Raw genomic sequence first — 18,889 nt, 5'->3', positions numbered from 1 at the left:
GGGAGTCACCGTGCCGGACGTACTCAAAGCCCCCCTGGTCGTCGAGTTCCCCTTCACCCGCTCCGTCGGCCCCGTCCAGAGCGCCTTCCTCACCGGCCTGCGCGAACGCGTGGTCCTCGGCGTGCGCACCGGCGACGGTCGCACGCTCGTCCCACCCGTCGAATACGACCCCGTCACCGCCGAGGAGATCCGCGACCTGGTCGAGGTCGCCCCCACCGGCACGGTCACCACCTGGGCCTGGAACCACGCCCCCCGCCGCGACCAGCCCCTCGACACCCCCTTTGCCTGGGCACTGGTCCGCCTCGACGGCGCCGACACCGCCCTCCTGCACGCCCTCGACGCCCCCGGCCCCGACGCCGTGCACACCGGCATGCGGGTCCGCATCCGCTGGGCCGAGGAACGCACCGGGGCCATCACCGACATCGCCTGCTTCGAGCCGTACGACGACAGCCCCGACGACGATGGTCCCGACGTCGACAGCCTCGACGGCAACAGTCCCGACCGCGACCGCCACGACGTCGGCAGCCCGGCCGAACCGATCGCCCACACCGGCGAGTTCACCGACCCCGTCACCGGCATAATCGCCGCCGCCCGCCTCGACTACACCTACTCACCCGGCCGCGCACAGACCGCCTACATCAACGCCCTCGCCGAACACCGCAACGTCGGCGAACGCTGCCCCTCCTGCCGCAAGGTGTACGTCCCGCCGAGAGGTGCGTGTCCCACATGTGGGGTGGCCACATCCGAACAGGTCGAAGTAGGTCCCCACGGCACAGTCACCACGTTCTGCATCGTCAACATCAAGGCGAAGAACCTGGACATCGAAGTGCCGTACGTCTACGCCCACATCGCCCTCGACGGCGCCGATCTCGCCCTGCACGGCCGTATCGGTGGCATCCCCTACGACCAGGTGCGCATGGGCCTGCGCGTCGAACCGGTGTGGACGCAAGGCGCCCGCTACCCCGACCACTACCGGCCCACGGGCGAACCCGACGCGGACTACGACACCTACCGGGAGCTGCTGTGAACCGCGAGATCGCCGTCGTCGCCTTCGCCCAGACCGACCACCGGCGCACCAGCGAGGAGCTGTCCGAGGTCGAGATGCTCATGCCCGTCCTGCACGACGTGCTCGCTCAGACCGGCCTGAAGACCGCCGACATCGGCTTCACCTGCTCCGGCTCCAGCGACTACCTGGCCGGCCGCGCCTTCTCCTTCACCCTCGCCCTCGACGGCGTCGGAGCCTGGCCGCCGATCTCCGAGTCGCATGTGGAGATGGACGGGGCATGGGCCCTGTACGAGGCGTGGACCAAGCTGCTGACGGGGGACGCCGACACCGCGCTCGTCTACTCCTACGGCAAGTCCTCACCCGGCCCCCTGCGCGATGTCCTCACCCGCCAGCTCGACCCGTACTACCTCGCCCCCCTGTGGCCCGACTCCGTCGCCCTGGCCGCACTCCAGGCACAGGCCCTCATAGACGCCGGCGACACGGACGAACCCGCGCTCGCCGCCGTCGCGGCCCGCAGCCGCGCCGCCGCCACCGCCAACCCCCACGCCCAGCTGCGAGGTTCGGTGCCGCAGGGGGAGTACGCCGTACGACCGTTGCGTACCGGTGACTGTCCGCCCATCGGCGACGGGGCCGCCGCCGTGATCCTGGCGGCCGGGGAGCGGGCTCGCGAGCTGTGCGCACGGCCCGCCTGGATCCGCGGCATCGACCACCGCATCGAAGCCCACGGCCTGGGCGTCCGTGACCTGACCGACTCACCCTCCACCCGCCTGGCCGCCGAGCGGGCCGGAGCCTTCCGACGGCCCGTCGACACCGCCGAGTTGCACGCGCCCTTCAGCTCCCAGGAGATCGTCCTGCGCAAGGCGCTCCGACTCGACGGCGGCGTGCGTGTCAACCCGTCCGGCGGGGCCCTCGCCGCCAACCCGGTCATGGCCGCCGGGCTCATCCGCCTCGGCGAGGCCGCCGCCCGCGTCCACCGCGGCGAGTCCGACCGGGCGCTCGCGCACGCCACGTCCGGCCCCTGTCTCCAGCAGAACCTGGTCGCCGTACTCGAAGGGGATCCGCGATGAGCAAGGAGCCCGTGGCCGTCGTAGGCATCGGCCAGACCAAGCACGTCGCGGCACGCCGGGACGTGTCGATCGCCGGACTCGTCCGTGAGGCGGCGCGAAGGGCGCTCGACGACGCGGAGTTGAGCTGGGCCGACGTCGACGCCGTCGTCATCGGCAAGGCGCCGGACTTCTTCGAGGGCGTGATGATGCCGGAGCTGTATCTCGCCGACGCGCTCGGCGCGGTGGGCAAGCCCATGCTCCGGGTGCACACGGCCGGTTCCGTCGGCGGCTCCACCGCCCTCGTCGCCGCCAACCTGGTCGCGGCCCGTGTGCACGGCACCGTGCTGACGCTCGCCTTCGAGAAGCAGTCCGAGTCGAACGCGATGTGGGGACTGTCCCTGCCCATCCCGTTCCAGCAACCCCTGCTCGCCGGGGCCGGCGGGTTCTTCGCGCCGCACATACGGGCGTACATGCGACGCAGCGGCGCGCCGGACACGGTCGGCTCCCTGGTGGCGTACAAGGACCGGCGCAACGCGCTGAAGAACCCCTTCGCGCACCTCCACGAGCACGACATCAGCCTGGAGAAGGTCCAGGCCGCGCCCATGCTCTGGGACCCCGTCCGCTACTCCGAGACCTGCCCGTCCTCCGACGGCGCCTGCGCGATGGTCCTCACCGACCGGGCCGGCGCTGCCCGCGCCCCCCGCCGGCCCGCCTGGATGCTCGGCGGCGCCATGCGCAGCGAACCCACCATGTTCGCGGGCAAGGACTTCGTCTCGCCCCAGGCGGGCAAGGACTGCGCGGCCGATGTGTACCGGCAGGCCGGTATCGCCGACCCGCGCCGCGAGATCGACGGTGCGGAGATCTATGTGCCGTTCTCCTGGTACGAGCCCATGTGGCTGGAGAACCTCGGCTTCGCCGCCGAGGGCGAGGGCTGGAAGCTCACCGAGTCCGGGGTCACCGAACTCGACGGGGACCTGCCCGTCAACATGTCGGGCGGTGTGCTGTCCACCAACCCCATCGGGGCCTCCGGCATGATCCGGTTCGCGGAGGCCGCCCTCCAGGTGCGCGGGCTGGCCGGGGAACACCAGATCGATCGGGCCCGCAAGGTGCTCGGGCACGCCTACGGAGGTGGATCGCAGTTCTTCTCCATGTGGCTCGTGGGCGCGGAGCCCCCGGACGCCTGACGGAACCGCCGCACCGTGGTGAAGACCTCTCCGCAAAGGTCCCCCTCACGTGGCCTGTCGGCACCCGGAACCGATCGCTAGGCTGGCCGCGGACGACGAATCGGGAGGAGCACGGACGTGGCCGAGAGCACGATCCAGCAGCAGCCGCGGCTCGCGGGCTGGGACAAGCCGGAGCTGGACCTCAGCAACGCCGAGTGGCACTCGAGCAGCCGCGGCAAGGGCGATGTGCAGATCGCCTTCGTCGAGGGCTTCATCGCGATGCGCAACAGCGGCCGCCCGGAGAGCCCTTCCCTGATCTTCACCCCCGCCGAGTGGGGTGCCTTCGTGTCGGGCGCGAGGGAGGGCGAGTTCGACCTGACGTGATGCGAGGCCGCAGGTGAGCCGGCGGGCGGGTCTCTCCGCACGCCGGCTCACCTGCGAGCCGATCCGGGTGTGTTCCGCCCGTTTTTCCGGACACGCGACGTCGACAACGCCGCTGGAGCCGATGCCTGGGCCAGGCTGGCCCCGGGAGGGGGAAGGTCGTACTCCGGAGGTGAGGAACCCATGAGCACCCTGCCGGTCGTCGTGGCGGTCGACGGCTCCGACGACAGCCTGGTCGCCCTGGACTGGGCCTTCGACGCCGCCCTGCTGCACGCAGCGCCGCTGCGCGTGGTCCATGTGCAGCAGTACCCCGCCTGGGCCCGGCCCGGCATGCTGCCCGCCGGGCGGACCGCACCGGAGGACGATCCGGTGCTCGACCACGTACGCCGGTATCTGGCCGGCCGGGTGGAGCAGCCGGAGGTGCAGTACCGCGCCCTGGACGGCGCGGCCGGTGTGCTGCTGCCCGAACTGGGCGCCGAGGCCCGGATGTTGGTGCTCGGATCCCGGGGCCGCGGCGGCTTCGCCGGTCTGCTGCTCGGCTCCACCGGCATGACCGTGGCACGCGACGCCGCATGCCCGGTCGTCGTGGTGCCCAAGCCGGGCAGCCGAGTCGTCGAGGACACGCAGGTCGAACCGGGACCGAGAGTCGTCGTCGGCCTCCAGGTCGACAGCCCCGACGACGCCACGCTGTCCTTCGCCTTCACCCAGGCCACGGCGTACGGCGCCCGGCTCCAGGTCGTCGCCGCCTACTCATGGCCGGCCCACATCTGGACGGCGGCGCCCGCGCAGATCCTGCCGCCGTCCGTCGACCAGGACGCCGTAGAGGGCGACACCCGCGCCCTCGCCGAGGGCCACCTCGCCCCGTACCGCGAACGGCACCCGGAGGTCCGGGCCGAGCCGTATGTCGCCCCGGGCGACGCCGCCGGTCTCCTCGTCTCCGCCTCCAAGGACGCGCAACTCGTCGTCGTCGGCCGGCACCGGCGCCGACTGCTGGCGCCCGCCCGCATGATGGGCTCGGTCGCACAGGCGGTCCTGCTGCACGCCGCGAGCCCCGTGGCGGTGGTGCCGCCCGCCCCGCCCGCCCCGCCCGAGGAGTGAGCGGACGCCATGTGCCGTCGTCCAGCGCCGAGGCGGGTCAGCAGGTACCGAACCAGGCTTCGGCCAGGGACTCCGGCGTAGCGTCGGCCGGCGCCCCCAACTCCCGTAGATACCAGGGGAGATTGCTGTACACGTGCAGCAAGGTGTACGCCATCACCTCGGCCGGGTCGACGGCGGTGCCGTACTCCTTGGTCAGGCGGGCCAGCAGCCGTGGGTCCCCGCGGGTGACGAACAGGCCCACGCCGACGAAGTCGTAGGCCCGGTCGCCGATCATGGCGGGTTCGAAGTCGAAGAGGCCGGTCAGCCGCCAGCCGTCGGGATCGACGAGGAAATGCTGCTGCATGACCTCGGTGTGCAGCAGGGCGGGACGGGGCGCCCGCGGCAGCGGCACCGAGGCGAGGAACCGGGGGATCTGCTCCAGCCAGGCGGCCGGCAGACCGTGTCCACGCTGCTGCGCCACGGCCCCCGCCCGCTGCCGGTCCACGAAGGCGCCCCAGTCCCCGGGACCGAGGACGTCATCGAGCGATGTGACATCCACGGCGTGCAGCGCGGCGAGGACCGCACCGATCTCGGCGACGAGCCGCTCACGGTCGGCGCGCGGGACGCGGTCCCAGGCGGCTGCGAGGTTCACACCCCGCAGCCGGGACATCAGGACGTACCGCCAGCCGTTCTCGTACGCACCGGCGTCCCGCACCCGTGGCGTCGGCACCGGCAGGAGCCCCTGGACGTGCGACAGGACGCGGCCCTCCGCCTCGCCGTCCAGAGCGGCGGCACCCGGGAACAGCTTGAGGACGTGCTCGTCGCCCACGGCGTACACCGGCTGCGACCCGTCCGGGAACCGGGTCAGCGGGGCGCCGGCCAGCCCGAGGCGGGCGCACAGGTCCTGCGCCCCGGGCCTCATCACCGTTTCGTCCGGGACGACGGCGTCCCATTCCTCGTCCGTTTCCACCGGTGGCAGCATGATCGGGACCGTAGAACGGCTGTGCGGGGAGGGCAACGCGATTTCGGCACCCCGGCGTCCTCCCGCGCGCCTGCACGAGGGCGCGTTCGGGGCCCCACGCCGACGGGTCCGGGGCAGCCCTCGAACCGATGCCCGCACGTCACGGAACGGGCACGGCCACGTACCATGGCGACATGTCGTTCCTCCGCCGCCGCAGCGCCACGCCCGCCGGGCCCGACTTCGACGTACTGGCCATGGACCCGGGCGACTGGCCCGGCAATCTGGGCGCCGGGCTGCTGCCCGCCCCCGACGGCAGCTGCCAGGGCGTCTTCCTGCGCTACGACCTCTTCGGTGGCCGAGGCCCCGCGATGATCATCGGCAACCTTCCCGAGGGCTCGCCGGCCCGTGAGGTCGCCGAGGGCGAGATCCCGTTCGAGGTCGCGCAGCTGCTGCTGGCACTGGAGAACGACGAGGAGGTCACCGTCGTCGGCAGCGAGGACGTACCGGTGATGCAGGGCGACAATCTCCTGATCGTGCGGCGGCTGAAGCTCTCCGAGGGCCGGATCTCGTGCGTGCAGTTCGACCGCAGCGACAACGTCCTGGTGACGATCGCCGCCTGGGACCGCCCCATCACCGACGATCTGTACGCCCTCCTGAAGCCGCTGCCGGCGGAGCTGTTCCAGCAGGGCTGAATCGCTCCCTGCGAAGGCCGCGCCCCCCGGACGGGGGGCGTTTGCTGTGTTCATGACCCTTGGCGCCAGACTCATCGGATCTCTGGCGCGGGTCTCTGGCGCGGATTCATGGCGCGGATCTCTGGGCCGGGCGGAGGGCACCGAGACCCTCACCCGGATGTGCCGTCAGGAGCGCGACGGCACCAGTCGCACATCCGCCGCCCGCACGAAGGCCACCCGGTGGCCGAACTGGATCTGGTGGTACACGTCCTTGCCCACCACGACCCGGTGCGAGCCCTCGTCGAAGCTCACGGCGTAGTAGTACTCGCCAGGCGTGCTGCCGCCCACCGCGTAACGCTGACCGGCGAGCACGCTGTACGGCAGCGGTGACACCGACTGCACGGGCACGTCGGCGGGATAGGCGGCGGCCTCGGGATAGGCGCGCCCGAACACCGGGACGGAAGCGCGCCCCGCCTTGGGCGTCACCACGAGACCGGTCGCGTTCACCGCGGCCGGTCTCTTCGCCGGGTTCCTGAACCACGCCTTCTGACCGAGGTACCAGATCGCCGTCCAGTCGCCGTCCCGGCCGGCGACCGCGTACTGCTGGCCCGTCGACACCCGCGAGGACAGATCGTTCACCCCCGTGGTCGGGGTCGTGCCCAGGCCGATGTCCTTGATCAGGGGGTAGGACTCACCGGGCCCGGAATACAGCCGTACCGCGCTCGAACCATGGGCGTCGCAGAGCTTGCCCGCGGTGACGCAGCCCGTGTATTCGGGCCGGTTGGCGGCGTAGTCGGGGCGGATCGTCACCAGACCACCGTTCCGCCCCGCCGCGGGCACCAGGGGGCGGCCGAGCAGCTCGAAGTAGTGCCGCCAGTCCCAGTACGGGCCGGGGTCGGTGTGCATGCCCCTGATCGTCGACGCGGTCGGGCCCGGCACGGTGTCGTGGCCGAGGATGTGCTGCCGGTCCAGCTCAATGCCGTACTTCTTGGCGAGATAGGTGACCAGGCGGGCCGAGGACCGGTACATCGCCTCCGTGTACCAGGCGTCCGGCCGCGCCAGGAAGCCCTCGTGCTCCAGGCCGATCGACTTGGCGTTGACGAACCAGTTGCCCGCGTGCCAGGCCACGTCCTTGGCCTTCACATGCTGGGCGATGTGCCCGTCGGTGGAGCGCAGCGAGTACTGCCACGACACATAGGCCGGGTCCTGCACCATCTTCAGGACGCCCTCCCAGGCACCCTCCGTGTCATGCACGACGATGTACTCGATGCTCTGGGAGGCGGGGCGGTTGCCCAGGTCGTGGTTGCCGTAGTCGCCGTCCCCGAACTGCTCGTACGGCGCCGGGATCCACTCGCAGGACACCGTCGGCGGACACTGAGTACCGGCGGCGCGGGCCGCCCGCAGACCCGCCCCCCGCAACTGCCCCGGATCGGGGGCCAGGCCCGGCCGGGCGGCCAGGACGACCCGTTGACCCGCGTCCGTCCGGCGCTCCTGTCCGCTGCGCAGCACGTCGAACACGTCGTTCGCGTACGCCACCGCGGTCGCTCGGTCGTCGGCACCGGAGAAGCGGGCCACCGCGCCGTACCAGTCCGCCGGATCCGAGCTGAACGGACGGCCAAGTTCCCGCTGTGCGGCGGCGAGCAGAGCCGCGCCGCCGGCCACATTGGCGGCCGGGTCCGTCCGCAGCTCCTGAGTGCTCAGTCCGGTCAGTTCAGCCGCCCTCGGCAAGGTCCGCAGACGCGCCGGCAGCCGGGAGAGCTCCGGCAGCCGGGCCTTGGGGAGCAGCGGCGGGCGGGCGCTGTCGCCGCGTGGATCCTCCGAGCCCTCGCTGTGGTGCGGTGCCGCCTGCGCGAGCGCGGTGCGGGCATCCGTGAGGTGCATGGGGCCATAGCCGCCGGTCACGCTGGGCGCTCCGGCGTGTGTGTCCCAGCGGGACTGGAGATAGGAGACGCCGAGCAGGACACTCTGCGGCACGTCGTACCGGTCGGCGGCGGAGGCGAAGGCCGACTGGAGGCCGGTGGTCGAGGAGCCCGAGTCGGCGGGGGCCGCGCCGATCAGCGGCAGCAGCAGCGCCGCGGTGGCCACCGTACGCACCGTTGCCCGCCGATGTGGGTGTCCGGCCGCTCTGCAGGGGTCGGTGACGGATCCTCGCATGGCAGCCTCCTGGGACGGTCGGTCGCGATGAGCCGTGCGGTGGCCGGGCGTGCGTCAGTGGTACCGGCTGTCCGACGATCCGTCAATCATGCCAAGAGGCTGGTGAAATCCCTTGTCAATCGGGGTTCCCGGGAGTTTCGCGGTGGTGCAGCCCGGGCCTGCGGGGCATCAGTGGCGTACACCAATGGGCGTGTGCCGATGGGCGGTCGGACATACGAAGGTCCGCGGTGCGCGCTGCGCACCGCGGACCACCGTCCCCGTCAGCGAGTGCCGACCGCCGCACGTACGGCCCGCCGGGCCAGCTGGCAGTCGTCGTGCAGCCGCCTCAGCAGCAGCCGCTGTTCCTCGCCGGACGGCGCAGCGCCCGGGTGGGCCACTCCCGGTGCCGCCGGGGTCGAGTCGTGCATCGAACGCTGCACGGCCGTCTCATATGTACGGATCTCACGGGTCAGCACCAGCATCAGGTTCACCAGGAAGGCGTCCCGCGCGGCCGGGCCCGCCGACTGGGCGATCTGGCTGATCTGACGACGGGCCACCGGTGCGTCCCCGAGCACCGACCACAGCGTCGCCAGGTCGTAGCCCGGCAGATACCAGCCCGCGTGCTCCCAGTCCACCAGCACTGGACCGGCCGGTGAGAGCAGGATGTTCGAGAGCAGTGCGTCGCCATGGCAGAACTGGCCCATGCCCTGGCGGCCCGCGCTCGCCGCGATGCCGTGCAGCAGCTTCTGGAGATCGCCCATGTCCCGGTCGGTGAGCAGCCCCAGTTGGTGGTATCGGGAGATCCGGGCGGCGTAGTCGAGCGGCGCGTCGAAGGTGCCCGCCGGCGGACGCCAGGCATTGAGCCGGCAGATCGCCCCGAGCGCCGTTCTGATGTCCGCGCGCGGCGGTGTCTCCAACGGATGTCGCTGAAGTGCCGCCACCCGGCCGGGCATCCGCTCGATGACCAGTGTGCAGTTGTCCGGATCCGCTGCGATCAGTCTCGGCACGCGCACCGGAGGGCGGTGCCGGACGAACGAGCGGTATGCCGCTATTTCGTGCCGGACGCGCTCGGCCCAGACGGCGGAGTGGTCGAGTAAGCACTTGGCGACGGCCGTGCTGCGCCCGGTCGTGCCGACCAGGAGCACGGACCGCCCGCTGCGGCGCAGCACCTGCACCGGGGCGAACTCCGGGCAGATCCGGTGCACCGACGCGATCGCCGTGCGCAGCTGGGTGCCCTGCGGACCGGACAAGTCGAGTCTCCCGCTGAGCGGTTGGGTGCCGAGCCCCGCGGGGCGCAGCGTCCGGCCCGCACCGAGCGTGGGCGCGGCGGCCGGCCGCGCGGGGGCGAGGTAGGGGCCGCCACCCACCGGGCGGGGGTGCAGCGACCGGGGCGGGGCGGACACGGAGGACGATGCTGCGTACATGGGAGAGACAGATCCCTTCGTGTGCCTGCGACGACAAAGCGCTGCCCGATCCGGCCGCCCGGGTGCACCCTGGGGAATGCGTCAGCCGTAGCTGGGGGGCGACCGGGTCGGGGTGGCGCGTTCCTACCTGACACCCGATGCCCAGTGGCACACCATCTGGCGCACCCTGGCGAACCCTGGCGAATAGTCCCGAGGCAACTCTCACCGGGCTACTGTCAACTCAGCCGAGAACCTGGGGGCTTGACGTGAGCGGAGAACCCAACACCCGCCTTTCGGACCTGTTCGGCCTGGCCGGCTGGTCCAAGGGTGAGCTCGCGAGGCTGGTCAACCGGCAGGCGGCGGCCATGGGCCACCCCCAGCTGGCGACCGACACCTCGCGCGTGCGGCGGTGGATCGACATGGGAGAGATCCCGCGCGATCCGGTGCCGAGGGTGCTGGCGGCCCTGTTCACCGAGCGTCTCGGCCGTGTCGTGACCATCGAGGACCTCGGTCTGGTCCGGCACGGGCGTGCAGGGAAACGGCAGGACGCCGGGAATGTGGAGCATCCCGACGGTGTGCCGTGGGCGCCCGAACGGACCGCCGCGGTCCTCACCGAATTCACGGGAATGGACCTCATGCTCAACCGACGCGGCTTGGTGGGCGCGGGTGCCGCGCTCGCCGCGGGATCCGCACTCAGCAGCGCCATGTACGACTGGCTGCACACCGATCCGGCCCTCAAGGCCGACGCCCCCCAGTTCGACGACCCCCTGCACGCCGACCCCGCCGGGTTCGACCGCTATGAGGCCGCCCCCATCGGGTCGCAGGAGATCGAGGAACTGGAGCGCTCGGTCGAGGTGTTCCGGGCCTGGGACGCGGCCCGCGGCGGCGGGCTTCAGCGCAAGGCAGTCGTAGGCCAGCTCAATGAAGTGGGCGGCATGCTCGCCTACCGTCACCCCGATCATCTCCAGCGGCGCCTGTGGGGCGTCGCCGCCAACCTCGCCGTCCTCGCGGGCTGGATGTCGCACGACGTCGGCCTGGAACCCACGGCCCAGAAGTACTTCGTCATCGCCGCCCATGCGGCCCGGGAGGGCGGCGACCGGCCGCGCGCCGGGGAGGCGCTCTCCCGGGCGGCTCGCCAGATGGTGCACCTCGGCCGGCCCGACGACGCACTCGACCTGATGAAACTCGCCCAGTCCGGCTCCGGCGACAAGGTGCTTCCGCGCACCAAGGCCATGTTCCACACCATCGAGGCCTGGGCGCAGGCGGCGATGGGCAAGGGCCAGGCCATGCGCCGCACCCTCGGCCAGGCGGAGGACCTCTTCGTCTCCGACAAGCGTGACGTACCGCCACCGAGCTGGATGCAGACCTTCAAGGACGAGGATCTGTACGGCATGCAGGCCCTGGCCTACCGCACCCTGGCCGAGTTCGAGCCGGGCGCGGCGGTACATGCCCAGCACTACGCGGAGAAGGCCCTGTCCCTGCGCAACGACGGCCGGGAGCGGTCGAAGATCTTCGACCATCTGTCCATGGCGTCCGCCTGCTTCATCGCGGACGACCCCGAACAGGCGGACCGGTACGCCCGGCTGGCCCTGATGTCGATGGGCTCGAACTCGTCCGGCCGCACCTGGGACCGGCTGCGCCAGATGTACCGGCTCACCGCCGAGTACTCCAGCTACCCGAAGATCAGCGAACTACGGGAGGAGATCGAGTCGGCACTGCCCAAGGTGAGGAAGCCGGGCCGCGGCAACAGTGCACAGGCGTAAGGGGACTGTGCGCCTGCCCGACCGTTGTGAGTAATTGATTCCCCTTGAGTACGGGGGCCTTGAGTACGGGGGCATGGGTGCTGGGGCGTCCCAGTGCTAGGACGTCACCCTGGCCACGAGCACGCAGGCGCTGTCCGTGCGCTCGCTGTCACCGACCGCCTCGACGACCAGCCGTACGCAGTCCTGTGCGGTCCCTGCCTCGCTCAGACGGGGGGCGAGGTCGAGAAGGTGGGGCACCGAGTCCGCGGCGCTGTGCCCCGGCACCAGTCCGTCGGTATGCAGCACCAGCAGGTCGCCGACCTCGAGGGTCTCCTCGGCCTGTGCGTAGACGGCACCCGAGGTGGCGCCCAGCAGGGCACCGTCCGGTGAGTCCAGCCTGCGCCCCGTCCCGTCGCGGAACAGCAGCGGGGCGGGGTGTCCGGCCTGTGCCCAGGTCAGCGTGCGGACCTCGGGCCGGTAGCGGCAGCAGACGGCGCTGCCGAGGGCCGGCTGGACGGTGGCGTCGAGCAACTGGTTGAGCCAGGACATCAGTTGACCCGGCTGGGTGCCGGCCATCGCCATGCCCCGGACGGCACCCAGGAGGGTCGCCATGCCCGAGGCCACGGCGACGCCGTGACCCGTGAGGCCGCCCACGCTCAACAACGTTTCACCGTCCGTCAGTTCGAGGACGTCGTACCAGTCGCCGCCGATCAGTGCGCTCGTCGAGGACGGCAGATGGCGGGCCGCGAGATCCAGCGTCTCCGGGCCTGAGTGCGGGAGCCGCAGGGAACCGCGCCATGGCGGCAGCACGGCCTCCTGCAACTCGACCGCGAGCCGGTGCTCGGTCTGCTCCTCGTGCCGGTGACGCCGCAGCGAGTCACGGGTCTCGCTCACCGCCCGCCGGCATCGGCGCAGTTCGCTGACGTCCCGCAGCACGGCCCACATCGACGCGGTGCTGCCGTCAGTGTCGAGCACGGGTTCGCCCATCATGTGCACGGTCCGGACCTCGCCGTCCGGCCGTACGATCCGGAACTCCCCGTCGATGGGCTTGGCGTCGATCAGACAGCCGGTGACCATCGCGGTCAGCGCGGGCCGGTCCTCGTCGACCACCACCGACGGCAGCTCGTCGAGGGTGAGCGGGGCGGTGGCGGGCTCCCGCCCGAGGATCTGATAGAGCTCGCCGGACCAACTGGCCTCGTCCGTCAGCAGGTTCCACTCCGCGCTGCCGACCCGGCTGAGCAGCGAGTCGTGCCGTGGACCGGGAGGCGCGGGCTCGACCGGTGCGGGCGGGGGTGTGGGGGCGGGGCCGTCGCGCAGCTGGGCGAGATGCTCGTCGAGGTCGTCGAGCTGGTGCAGGGCGAGGTCGTAGAGAGCTCGCTGCCATCGTTCGCGTGGGTGTGCGTCGTCGCTCTGCGTGTCCCGCCGTACGGCGTCGACCTCGCCTTTGAGACGGCGGGTCTGCGATATGAGGGCGTCGACCGAGCCGCGTCCGGGCGGCTGCGCGGCGGGGCGGTCCGCGGAGAGATGGGGCGGCATGACGCACTCCGATGCAAGGACGGTACGACCAAGGCTGACGGAAGGACCGTTACGACTCTGGCACAGCCCGCGACGCCCTGTAAGGGATTTGGCAACACCCGATACGGTGGTGCGTCCGGCATATGCCAGAGTCTTCAGGGAGGGTCTCGGTCATGCCGATGCAGTACGTCGCCGAAGAGGGCAAGTCGTAGGCAGAGTACGTGATTTGAGGGTCCGGCGAGGTCGCCGCACCGCGCTCAATCGCATGTTCGTCGACCGTACGTTCCAGAGGTGAGGCGGCAGGCGTCGCGAGCCGCTCGCCGTCGGATGGTTGCACTCGCGCGAAGTGACGCACCTCACACAATTGATGGGTGCTTCGGTGTAATGCAAACGGCTTCTGCGGGGTCGTAACAGGCACAGCGGCAAAACCGTCCGACGAACCGCAGGGGAGACGCCCATGGACATCGCCCTCGAGCAGCCCGCCCGTGCCCGTCTGATCACCGGTGAGGAACGCGAACTCCCCGTTCCCGCCCGGTTGCGGTACGCCTCCACGGACCCGCTGGCGGTGCACATCGACTTCCCGGGGGCGGTCTCCCTCGACGGCCGCGGTGCCACCTGGACGTTCGCCCGCGGTCTGCTGGAGACGGGGCTGCGCGGGCCGGCCGGCGACGGGGACGTGCACATCTGGCCGTGCGGCCCGGAGCGCACGGCGGTGGAGCTGCACTCGCCCCACGGCATGGCACTGCTCCAGTTCGAGACCCCCGCCCTCGACCGCTTCCTGCTGCGGACGTACGCCGTGGTCGCGGCCGGGGAGGAGGACCTGGGGGCGGTGGTCGAACGCGGCCTGAGCGCGCTCTTCGACGGTGTGTGAATCGGGTGGGAACCGGTGTGTGAACCGGTGCGCGGACAGCCGGCCGCCGCCCCGTCGGCCCTGTGTCCACCGCCCCGGCGTCAGTAGCGCAGCACGCCCGCGATCCCGTGGGCGTCGTCCAGCGTCCCGTCCGGGACGAAGCGGACCTCGGCGCCGGTCTCCAGGCACTGCTCGACGATCTCGTCCACGATGTCCTCGCGGGAGTCGAGCTCGCCGCTGTCGGCCGGGATCAGATGATCGCCGCCCTCGTCCCGCACCGTGACGCGGTAGTTCTCCTCGACCGCCAGCAGCCGGATCCGGCCCTCGCGGGCGCTGTGCCACACCTCGTCGACACCGGCGGCGAACGCCTTGCGGCCACGTGCGGAGACGAGTTCACGGGCCACGGCATCGGTGTGCCTGCGGTCCTCGGCGGTGATCCTGGGCAGGATCGCCTGCCACACGGCCTCGCGGGTGCCGTGCGCGAGCCCGCCGTGCGGGACGTGCGTGGCCTCCTTGCTGACGCCGCCGATCTCGTCCATCAAGGACAGCGCCGCCTGCTCACCGGTGAGGTAGAGCGGGCGCGGCGCGTCCCGCAGGATCGTGGTCATCGCGGAGTCGGCGTCCTTGAGGAAGTGACGTGTGCCCTCGTCGCGGAAGGTGCTCGGGTTGTCGCCGATCCGCTCCATGCGCTCCGCGTCGAAGTTCTCGATGCCCCGGGTCAGCGGGAAGCCGCCGACGCGGGCCTCGGTGACGCGGTCCGGGCTGCCGTTCCACAGCGTGACGCGGTCGGCCGAGACCGAGAGCACCCAGAACGGCCGCTGGGCCGCGTGCGCGGAGACGAGGTTGCGGGTCAGGAAGGTGTCCGAGAGCACGACGCGCTCGGGCACCGTGCGCGCGAGCGACCACACCTGGTGCTCGCCCGGAGCGGCGAATATGGCCAGGCCGTCCTCGGCGTACGTGAGATCGACCTCGGCGAGGGCCTGGTCGAGCTGCCGCTCGACATCCACCCGTCGCTCCCGGGTGACCGACGGATCGGCCTCCAGTTGCTTCTTGGCCTCGGCCACGACATTGCGCAGCCGGACCTGGTCCTGAGCTCGATAGGGCTCCCGGCGATGCGTCGGCGTCAGTACGGACACGGCCGGATAGGGGCGCGGGCGCCGCAGCTCGGAGAGGGTCGTGGGACTGAGTGCGTGCTCCATAACAGCACGATAGGGCCGATTCACCGATCGGGCATTAGGGGCAATCCATCACCCCGCCCAGGGATCTGGTCCGGATCTAGTCCCGGTCCTCCTCCGGACCGCACGAGCTGCCGTCGGCCGGCAGTGTGCCGTACAGCAGGAAGGAGTCGACCTTGCGGTGCACGCACTTGGAGGAGGCGTATCCCGTGTGGCCGCTGCCCCTGTTGTCCAGGACGACGGCCGAGGAGCCGAGCCGCTCGGCCGTCTGCACGGTCCAGCGGTACGGCGTCGCCGGGTCACCGCGGGTGCCCACGAGCAGCATCTTCGGCGTGTGGACGTCCTTCACGTCGTCGCGGATGAAGTCCGTGCCCTTGGGGCGGCCGTAGCACATCAGCACCCCGGTCAGCCGGTACGGGCCGAAGACGGGCGAGGCCGCGTCGTACTCGGCGCGCAGCCGGTCCAGGTTGTCGACGATCTCGTCGGCGGTGGGGCGGTCGGGATCGTCCGCGCAGTTGATCGCCATCAGTGCCGCCGGGAGGTTGTCGAGGGGGACGTCCTCCTCGTCGACGAGGCCGGCGTCGGGATCCTCGGTCTCCTCCCGGCGGCCGGGCGCGGCCCCGCCGGTGGCGAAGGACTCGATGGCGTGTGTGTCGCCGTCCTCGACCAGCGAGGCCAGGGCACGCTCCAGGGAGGGCCACAACTCCTCGCTGTAGAGGCCCTGTCCGATGGCGCCCACCAGGTCCTGCCCGGTGAACGGCTCTCCGAAGGCCGACGGCACCGGATCGGCGTCCAGCGAGTCGACCAGCCGTACGACCTCCTTCCTCGCCACCCGTGCGTCCTGCCCGAACGGACAGGCGATGTCCTGCACGCACCAGTCGATGAACTCGTCCAGCGCCTGCTGCTGTCCCTTGGCGCCGGCGACTCCCTGTTCGGTCAGCGGTTCGGTCAGCGTGTCCACGCCGTCGAGCACCAGCCGGCCCACCTTGTCGGGGAACTGGGCGGCGTACACGGCGCCGAGGCGCGTGCCGTAGGAGAATCCGAGGTAGTTGAGCTTCTTGTCGCCGAGGGCCGCGCGCATCACATCCATGTCGCGGGAGGCGTTGACCGTGCCGATGTGCGGGAGTACGGGCCCGGAGTGCCGGGTGCACTCGTCGGCCGCCTTCTTCAGCTGATCGAGGACGGAGCGCGGATCGCGGCCGAGTTCCGTGCCGTCGTCCGCCACATCGACGTTCTCCTCGAACTCGCCGCAGCTGACCGGCGAGGACCTGCCGACGCCGCGCGGATCGAAGGTCACGATGTCGTAGCCGTCCGTGAGCTCCATGAACTCCTTGCCACCGGCCGCGAACTCGGGGACCCCGGCGCCGCCCGGCCCCCCGAAGTTCAGCAGCACCGAGCCCTGTTTCTCGCCCGTGGCCCGGTAGCGGGCGAGCGCAAGATCCAAAGTGCCGTCCCGGGGGTGGGAGTAGTCGAGCGGGACGGTGACCTTGCCGCACTGGAGATCCTTGGGCAGCCCTTCACCCGGACACTTCGTCCAGCTGATCTTCTGCTCATAGAAACGGGAGAGGCCGGGCTCGGTGTCCTCCCGGGCCCCGGGCAGGCCGGTGCCGAGCACGGCCAGTCCGACCGCACCGGTGACCGCGCAGCGCCGCAGCGCGGGCCGCGTAGACAGCTTGGCCAGCATCGATGCCTCCAGGGACGCCCGTCGCGGACCGGGATCGGCGCCCTCGCTCACGATATGCGGGCCCCGGGAGGCCCGCCTCCCGAGATGCCGGGGCGGTCCGGGGCGGCGTACCCTGCGCCCCTTGCGTGACGCTCGGATGTTTTTACCGCTAGTTCGACAACCCTGACGCTCGATGGGGTGAATGGCCGATAAGCCATAACTCGGATGGTTCGCCTGCGTTTTATCCGGTGCGGGTGAGTGCCCGCGACCATGTCTGGAAGGCAGGGAACCTATGAGACGGGTTACCCGATACGGTGTGATCGCTGTCGCCGCCTCGGGCGCGATGGCCGTGACGATGCCGGCGTTCGCCGATTCCGCGGCGGATGGTGCCGCGGCCGACTCGCCGGGGGTGCTCTCCGGGAACACGATCCAGCTCCCGGTGCACGCGCCGGTGAACGTGTGCGGGAACACCGTGAACGTGGTGGGGCTCCTGAACCCCGCCGTCGGCAACAGCTGCACCAACAGGGACGGCGCGGCCAAGAAGGACGGCGCGGCCACGTCGAAGGACGTCGCGCGCGGCGGGGCCTCCGCCGAGGGAAGCGGAAAGGATTCGCCCGGAATCGTCTCCGGGAACACGATCCAGCTCCCGGTCCACGTCCCCGTGAACGTCAGCGGCAACTCGGTGAACGTGGTCGGCGTCGGCAACCCCGCCACCGGCAACGAGTCCGTGAACGGCCCCGGCGAGCAGCCCCCGGCCGCGAAGCCGGCCCCGAAGCCGTCCGAGCCCAGGACGCACGACCCCCGGCCGCGGGAGGAGCCGCCCGCGTACGTTCCGCACGGTCCCGAGCCCACCCTCGCCCACACGGGATCCGACCAGGCGCTCGCCGGCGTGGCGGGCGGCACGCTGCTCGTCCTGAGCGGGGCCGTGCTGTACCGGCGTTTCCGCCCTCAGGCGGTGCGCTGACCGCGCCTCGCGTGCGGCACGAGGGGCCCCACCGGGCGGCGGATGGTGGGGCCCCTCGGCTTGCGAACACTCGTTCGCTCATTGCCCCCCGGGCCGCGGCAACGGCTTGATCGCGCCGTGACGCCGTTCCCGGTGATCCGCAAGGATGCTGAGGGCGCGGTCGATCACCGCGCGCACGGACCTTCACCCCCGAATGGAGCGCACCCATGGCCTCTCCGGCCCCCGAGGACCTCGTCGTCACCCGAGCCGGACTCGACGACTGGTCGGTGATCACGGGATGGGCCGCGGACGAGAGCTGGAACCCCGGGCTCGCCGACGCACCGGCGTTCTTCGCTCAGGACCCCGACGGGTTCTTCGTGGGCCGGATCGACGGCGAGCCCGTCTCGGCGATCTCGGTCGTCACCTACGACAGCGACTACGCCTTCCTCGGCCACTACCTGGTCCGCCCCGACCTGCGGGGCCGCGGCCATGGCCTGACCACGTGGAAGACCGCCCTCGCCCACGCCGGAAACCGCACGATCGGGCTCGACGGCGTCGTCGCCCAACAGGACAACTACCGCCGCTCCGGCTTCGAACTCGCCCACCGCACCGCCCGGTTCACCGGAACCGCGCCCGCCTTCGACGCCCCGGCGGACGTCCATGCCGTACGGCCCGAGGACCTTGCCGACATCACGGCCTACGACTCCGGCTGCACCCCGGCCGACCGCCCCCGCTTCCTCGCGCAGTGGCTCACCGGCCCCGGGCATCACGCCGTCGTCCGGCGCACGGGGGGCCGCGTCACCGGCTACGGCGTGATCCGCCCCGGCCGTGACTGCCCCCGGATCGGCCCGCTCTTCGCCGACACCGCGGACGACGCGCGCGCCCTGTTCGCCGCGCTGACCGCTCGGGCGGCAGGCCGGCAGGTCGCCGTCGACGTCCCCCAGACCAACGCGGCGGCCGTCGCCCTCGCCGAGGAGGCCGGCTTCACGCCCTCCTTCGAGACGGCCCGCATGTACACCGGCCCCGTGCGGCCGTTCGCCGAGGAGCGCGTCTTCGGCATCACCACGCTGGAGCTGGGCTAGGTGTATTGATCACGAGCGTTGTTGACACCGGTGGGGCTTGATCATGGCGAAGACCTCCGGTGTGGTGGAGCTGTCTAG

The 18,889-nt window shown here is 71.5% G+C and carries 16 protein-coding genes; 10 read left to right on the top strand and 6 right to left on the bottom strand.

Annotated elements, in window-relative coordinates; all coding sequences use genetic code 11:
- Window positions 1-10: 10 nt before the first annotated feature.
- From ACHBTE_RS11925 to ACHBTE_RS11905, 5 genes are all read left to right on the top strand, one after another.
- Window positions 11-1,027: a Zn-ribbon domain-containing OB-fold protein gene (locus tag ACHBTE_RS11925; RefSeq protein ID WP_394723653.1), complete on the top strand. Its 1,017-nt coding sequence runs from the start codon at window positions 11-13 to the stop codon at window positions 1,025-1,027.
- Window positions 1,024-2,073 carry a thiolase domain-containing protein gene (locus tag ACHBTE_RS11920; protein ID WP_394723652.1) on the top strand — a complete coding sequence of 350 codons (1,050 nt, stop codon included), beginning with the start codon at window positions 1,024-1,026 and terminating at the stop codon, window positions 2,071-2,073. The genes ACHBTE_RS11925 and ACHBTE_RS11920 overlap by 4 nt, the downstream gene beginning before the upstream one ends.
- Window positions 2,070-3,236, top strand: coding sequence for a thiolase domain-containing protein (locus ACHBTE_RS11915; protein ID WP_394723651.1), 1,167 nt, complete (start codon window positions 2,070-2,072; stop codon window positions 3,234-3,236). The genes ACHBTE_RS11920 and ACHBTE_RS11915 overlap by 4 nt, the downstream gene beginning before the upstream one ends.
- Before the next feature lie 117 nt (window positions 3,237-3,353).
- Window positions 3,354-3,599: a DUF397 domain-containing protein gene (locus ACHBTE_RS11910; RefSeq protein WP_394723650.1), complete on the top strand. Its 246-nt coding sequence runs from the start codon at window positions 3,354-3,356 to the stop codon at window positions 3,597-3,599.
- Between the two features lie 180 nt (window positions 3,600-3,779).
- Window positions 3,780-4,694 carry a universal stress protein gene (locus tag ACHBTE_RS11905; protein ID WP_394723649.1) on the top strand — a complete coding sequence of 305 codons (915 nt, stop codon included), beginning with the start codon at window positions 3,780-3,782 and terminating at the stop codon, window positions 4,692-4,694.
- Between the two features lie 37 nt (window positions 4,695-4,731).
- Here ACHBTE_RS11905 and ACHBTE_RS11900 read toward each other — a convergent pair whose 3' ends face one another.
- Entirely contained in the window at window positions 4,732-5,655 is a 924-nt protein-coding gene (locus tag ACHBTE_RS11900) for a phosphotransferase family protein (protein WP_394723648.1), read from the bottom strand.
- Between the two features lie 173 nt (window positions 5,656-5,828).
- On the opposite strand from ACHBTE_RS11900, the gene ACHBTE_RS11895 reads away from it, so the two are divergent.
- Complete coding sequence (locus ACHBTE_RS11895; RefSeq protein ID WP_394723647.1) at window positions 5,829-6,326, top strand: hypothetical protein; 498 nt, start codon at window positions 5,829-5,831, stop codon at window positions 6,324-6,326.
- 165 nt (window positions 6,327-6,491) lie between these two features.
- Here the strand turns inward: ACHBTE_RS11895 and ACHBTE_RS11890 are convergent, their stop codons facing one another.
- Both ACHBTE_RS11890 and ACHBTE_RS11885 read right to left on the bottom strand, forming a co-directional pair.
- Window positions 6,492-8,459: an N-acetylmuramoyl-L-alanine amidase gene (locus tag ACHBTE_RS11890; protein WP_394723646.1), complete on the bottom strand. Its 1,968-nt coding sequence runs from the start codon at window positions 8,457-8,459 to the stop codon at window positions 6,492-6,494.
- Between the two features lie 260 nt (window positions 8,460-8,719).
- Window positions 8,720-9,862 (bottom strand): aminoglycoside phosphotransferase family protein, encoded by a 1,143-nt coding sequence (locus ACHBTE_RS11885; RefSeq protein ID WP_394723645.1) that lies wholly within the window; start codon window positions 9,860-9,862, stop codon window positions 8,720-8,722.
- A 245-nt stretch (window positions 9,863-10,107) separates the two neighbouring features.
- On the opposite strand from ACHBTE_RS11885, the gene ACHBTE_RS11880 reads away from it, so the two are divergent.
- Window positions 10,108-11,604, top strand: coding sequence for a hypothetical protein (locus tag ACHBTE_RS11880; RefSeq protein ID WP_394723644.1), 1,497 nt, complete (start codon window positions 10,108-10,110; stop codon window positions 11,602-11,604).
- Between the two features lie 96 nt (window positions 11,605-11,700).
- On the opposite strand, the gene ACHBTE_RS11875 is transcribed toward ACHBTE_RS11880, so the two are convergent.
- A complete protein-coding gene (locus tag ACHBTE_RS11875; RefSeq protein WP_394723643.1) occupies window positions 11,701-13,119 on the bottom strand; it encodes a PP2C family protein-serine/threonine phosphatase in 1,419 nt (472 codons plus the stop codon).
- 436 nt (window positions 13,120-13,555) lie between these two features.
- On the opposite strand from ACHBTE_RS11875, the gene ACHBTE_RS11870 reads away from it, so the two are divergent.
- Window positions 13,556-13,969, top strand: coding sequence for an SsgA family sporulation/cell division regulator (locus ACHBTE_RS11870; protein WP_394723642.1), 414 nt, complete (start codon window positions 13,556-13,558; stop codon window positions 13,967-13,969).
- Between the two features lie 80 nt (window positions 13,970-14,049).
- Here the strand turns inward: ACHBTE_RS11870 and ACHBTE_RS11865 are convergent, their stop codons facing one another.
- Both ACHBTE_RS11865 and ACHBTE_RS11860 read right to left on the bottom strand, forming a co-directional pair.
- Window positions 14,050-15,147: a chemotaxis protein gene (locus ACHBTE_RS11865; protein WP_394723641.1), complete on the bottom strand. Its 1,098-nt coding sequence runs from the start codon at window positions 15,145-15,147 to the stop codon at window positions 14,050-14,052.
- A gap of 76 nt (window positions 15,148-15,223) precedes the next feature.
- Window positions 15,224-16,807 carry an alpha/beta fold hydrolase gene (locus ACHBTE_RS11860; RefSeq protein WP_394723640.1) on the bottom strand — a complete coding sequence of 528 codons (1,584 nt, stop codon included), beginning with the start codon at window positions 16,805-16,807 and terminating at the stop codon, window positions 15,224-15,226.
- A gap of 271 nt (window positions 16,808-17,078) precedes the next feature.
- On the opposite strand from ACHBTE_RS11860, the gene ACHBTE_RS11855 reads away from it, so the two are divergent.
- Together ACHBTE_RS11855 and ACHBTE_RS11850 are read left to right on the top strand one after the other, a co-directional pair.
- Window positions 17,079-17,750, top strand: coding sequence for a chaplin (locus ACHBTE_RS11855; protein WP_394723639.1), 672 nt, complete (start codon window positions 17,079-17,081; stop codon window positions 17,748-17,750).
- 206 nt (window positions 17,751-17,956) lie between these two features.
- On the top strand, window positions 17,957-18,811 hold the full coding sequence (locus tag ACHBTE_RS11850; RefSeq protein ID WP_394723638.1) for a GNAT family N-acetyltransferase: 855 nt from the start codon (window positions 17,957-17,959) through the stop codon (window positions 18,809-18,811).
- Window positions 18,812-18,889 lie beyond the last annotated feature (78 nt).

The organism is Streptomyces sp. M41 (genome assembly GCF_043673425.1).
GTDB lineage: Bacteria > Actinomycetota > Actinomycetes > Streptomycetales > Streptomycetaceae > Streptomyces.
The sequence above is the reverse complement of the archived record's forward strand: the minus strand, read 5'-3'. Positions and strand labels throughout refer to the sequence as shown.

What these genes read in the sequence shown, in the direction of transcription:
- ACHBTE_RS11915 (WP_394723651.1), top strand. Translation starts at nt 2,070, where the DNA reads ATGAGCAAGGAGCCCGTGGCCGTCGTAGGCATCGGCCAGACCAAGCAC.
- ACHBTE_RS11905 (WP_394723649.1), top strand. Translation starts at nt 3,780, where the DNA reads ATGAGCACCCTGCCGGTCGTCGTGGCGGTCGACGGCTCCGACGACAGC.
- ACHBTE_RS11900 (WP_394723648.1), bottom strand. Translation starts at nt 5,655, where the DNA reads ATGCTGCCACCGGTGGAAACGGACGAGGAATGGGACGCCGTCGTCCCG.
- ACHBTE_RS11895 (WP_394723647.1), top strand. Translation starts at nt 5,829, where the DNA reads ATGTCGTTCCTCCGCCGCCGCAGCGCCACGCCCGCCGGGCCCGACTTC.
- ACHBTE_RS11890 (WP_394723646.1), bottom strand. Translation starts at nt 8,459, where the DNA reads ATGCGAGGATCCGTCACCGACCCCTGCAGAGCGGCCGGACACCCACAT.
- ACHBTE_RS11885 (WP_394723645.1), bottom strand. Translation starts at nt 9,862, where the DNA reads ATGTACGCAGCATCGTCCTCCGTGTCCGCCCCGCCCCGGTCGCTGCAC.
- ACHBTE_RS11875 (WP_394723643.1), bottom strand. Translation starts at nt 13,119, where the DNA reads ATGCCGCCCCATCTCTCCGCGGACCGCCCCGCCGCGCAGCCGCCCGGA.
- ACHBTE_RS11870 (WP_394723642.1), top strand. Translation starts at nt 13,556, where the DNA reads ATGGACATCGCCCTCGAGCAGCCCGCCCGTGCCCGTCTGATCACCGGT.
- ACHBTE_RS11865 (WP_394723641.1), bottom strand. Translation starts at nt 15,147, where the DNA reads ATGGAGCACGCACTCAGTCCCACGACCCTCTCCGAGCTGCGGCGCCCG.
- ACHBTE_RS11860 (WP_394723640.1), bottom strand. Translation starts at nt 16,807, where the DNA reads ATGCTGGCCAAGCTGTCTACGCGGCCCGCGCTGCGGCGCTGCGCGGTC.
- ACHBTE_RS11855 (WP_394723639.1), top strand. Translation starts at nt 17,079, where the DNA reads ATGAGACGGGTTACCCGATACGGTGTGATCGCTGTCGCCGCCTCGGGC.
- ACHBTE_RS11850 (WP_394723638.1), top strand. Translation starts at nt 17,957, where the DNA reads ATGGCCTCTCCGGCCCCCGAGGACCTCGTCGTCACCCGAGCCGGACTC.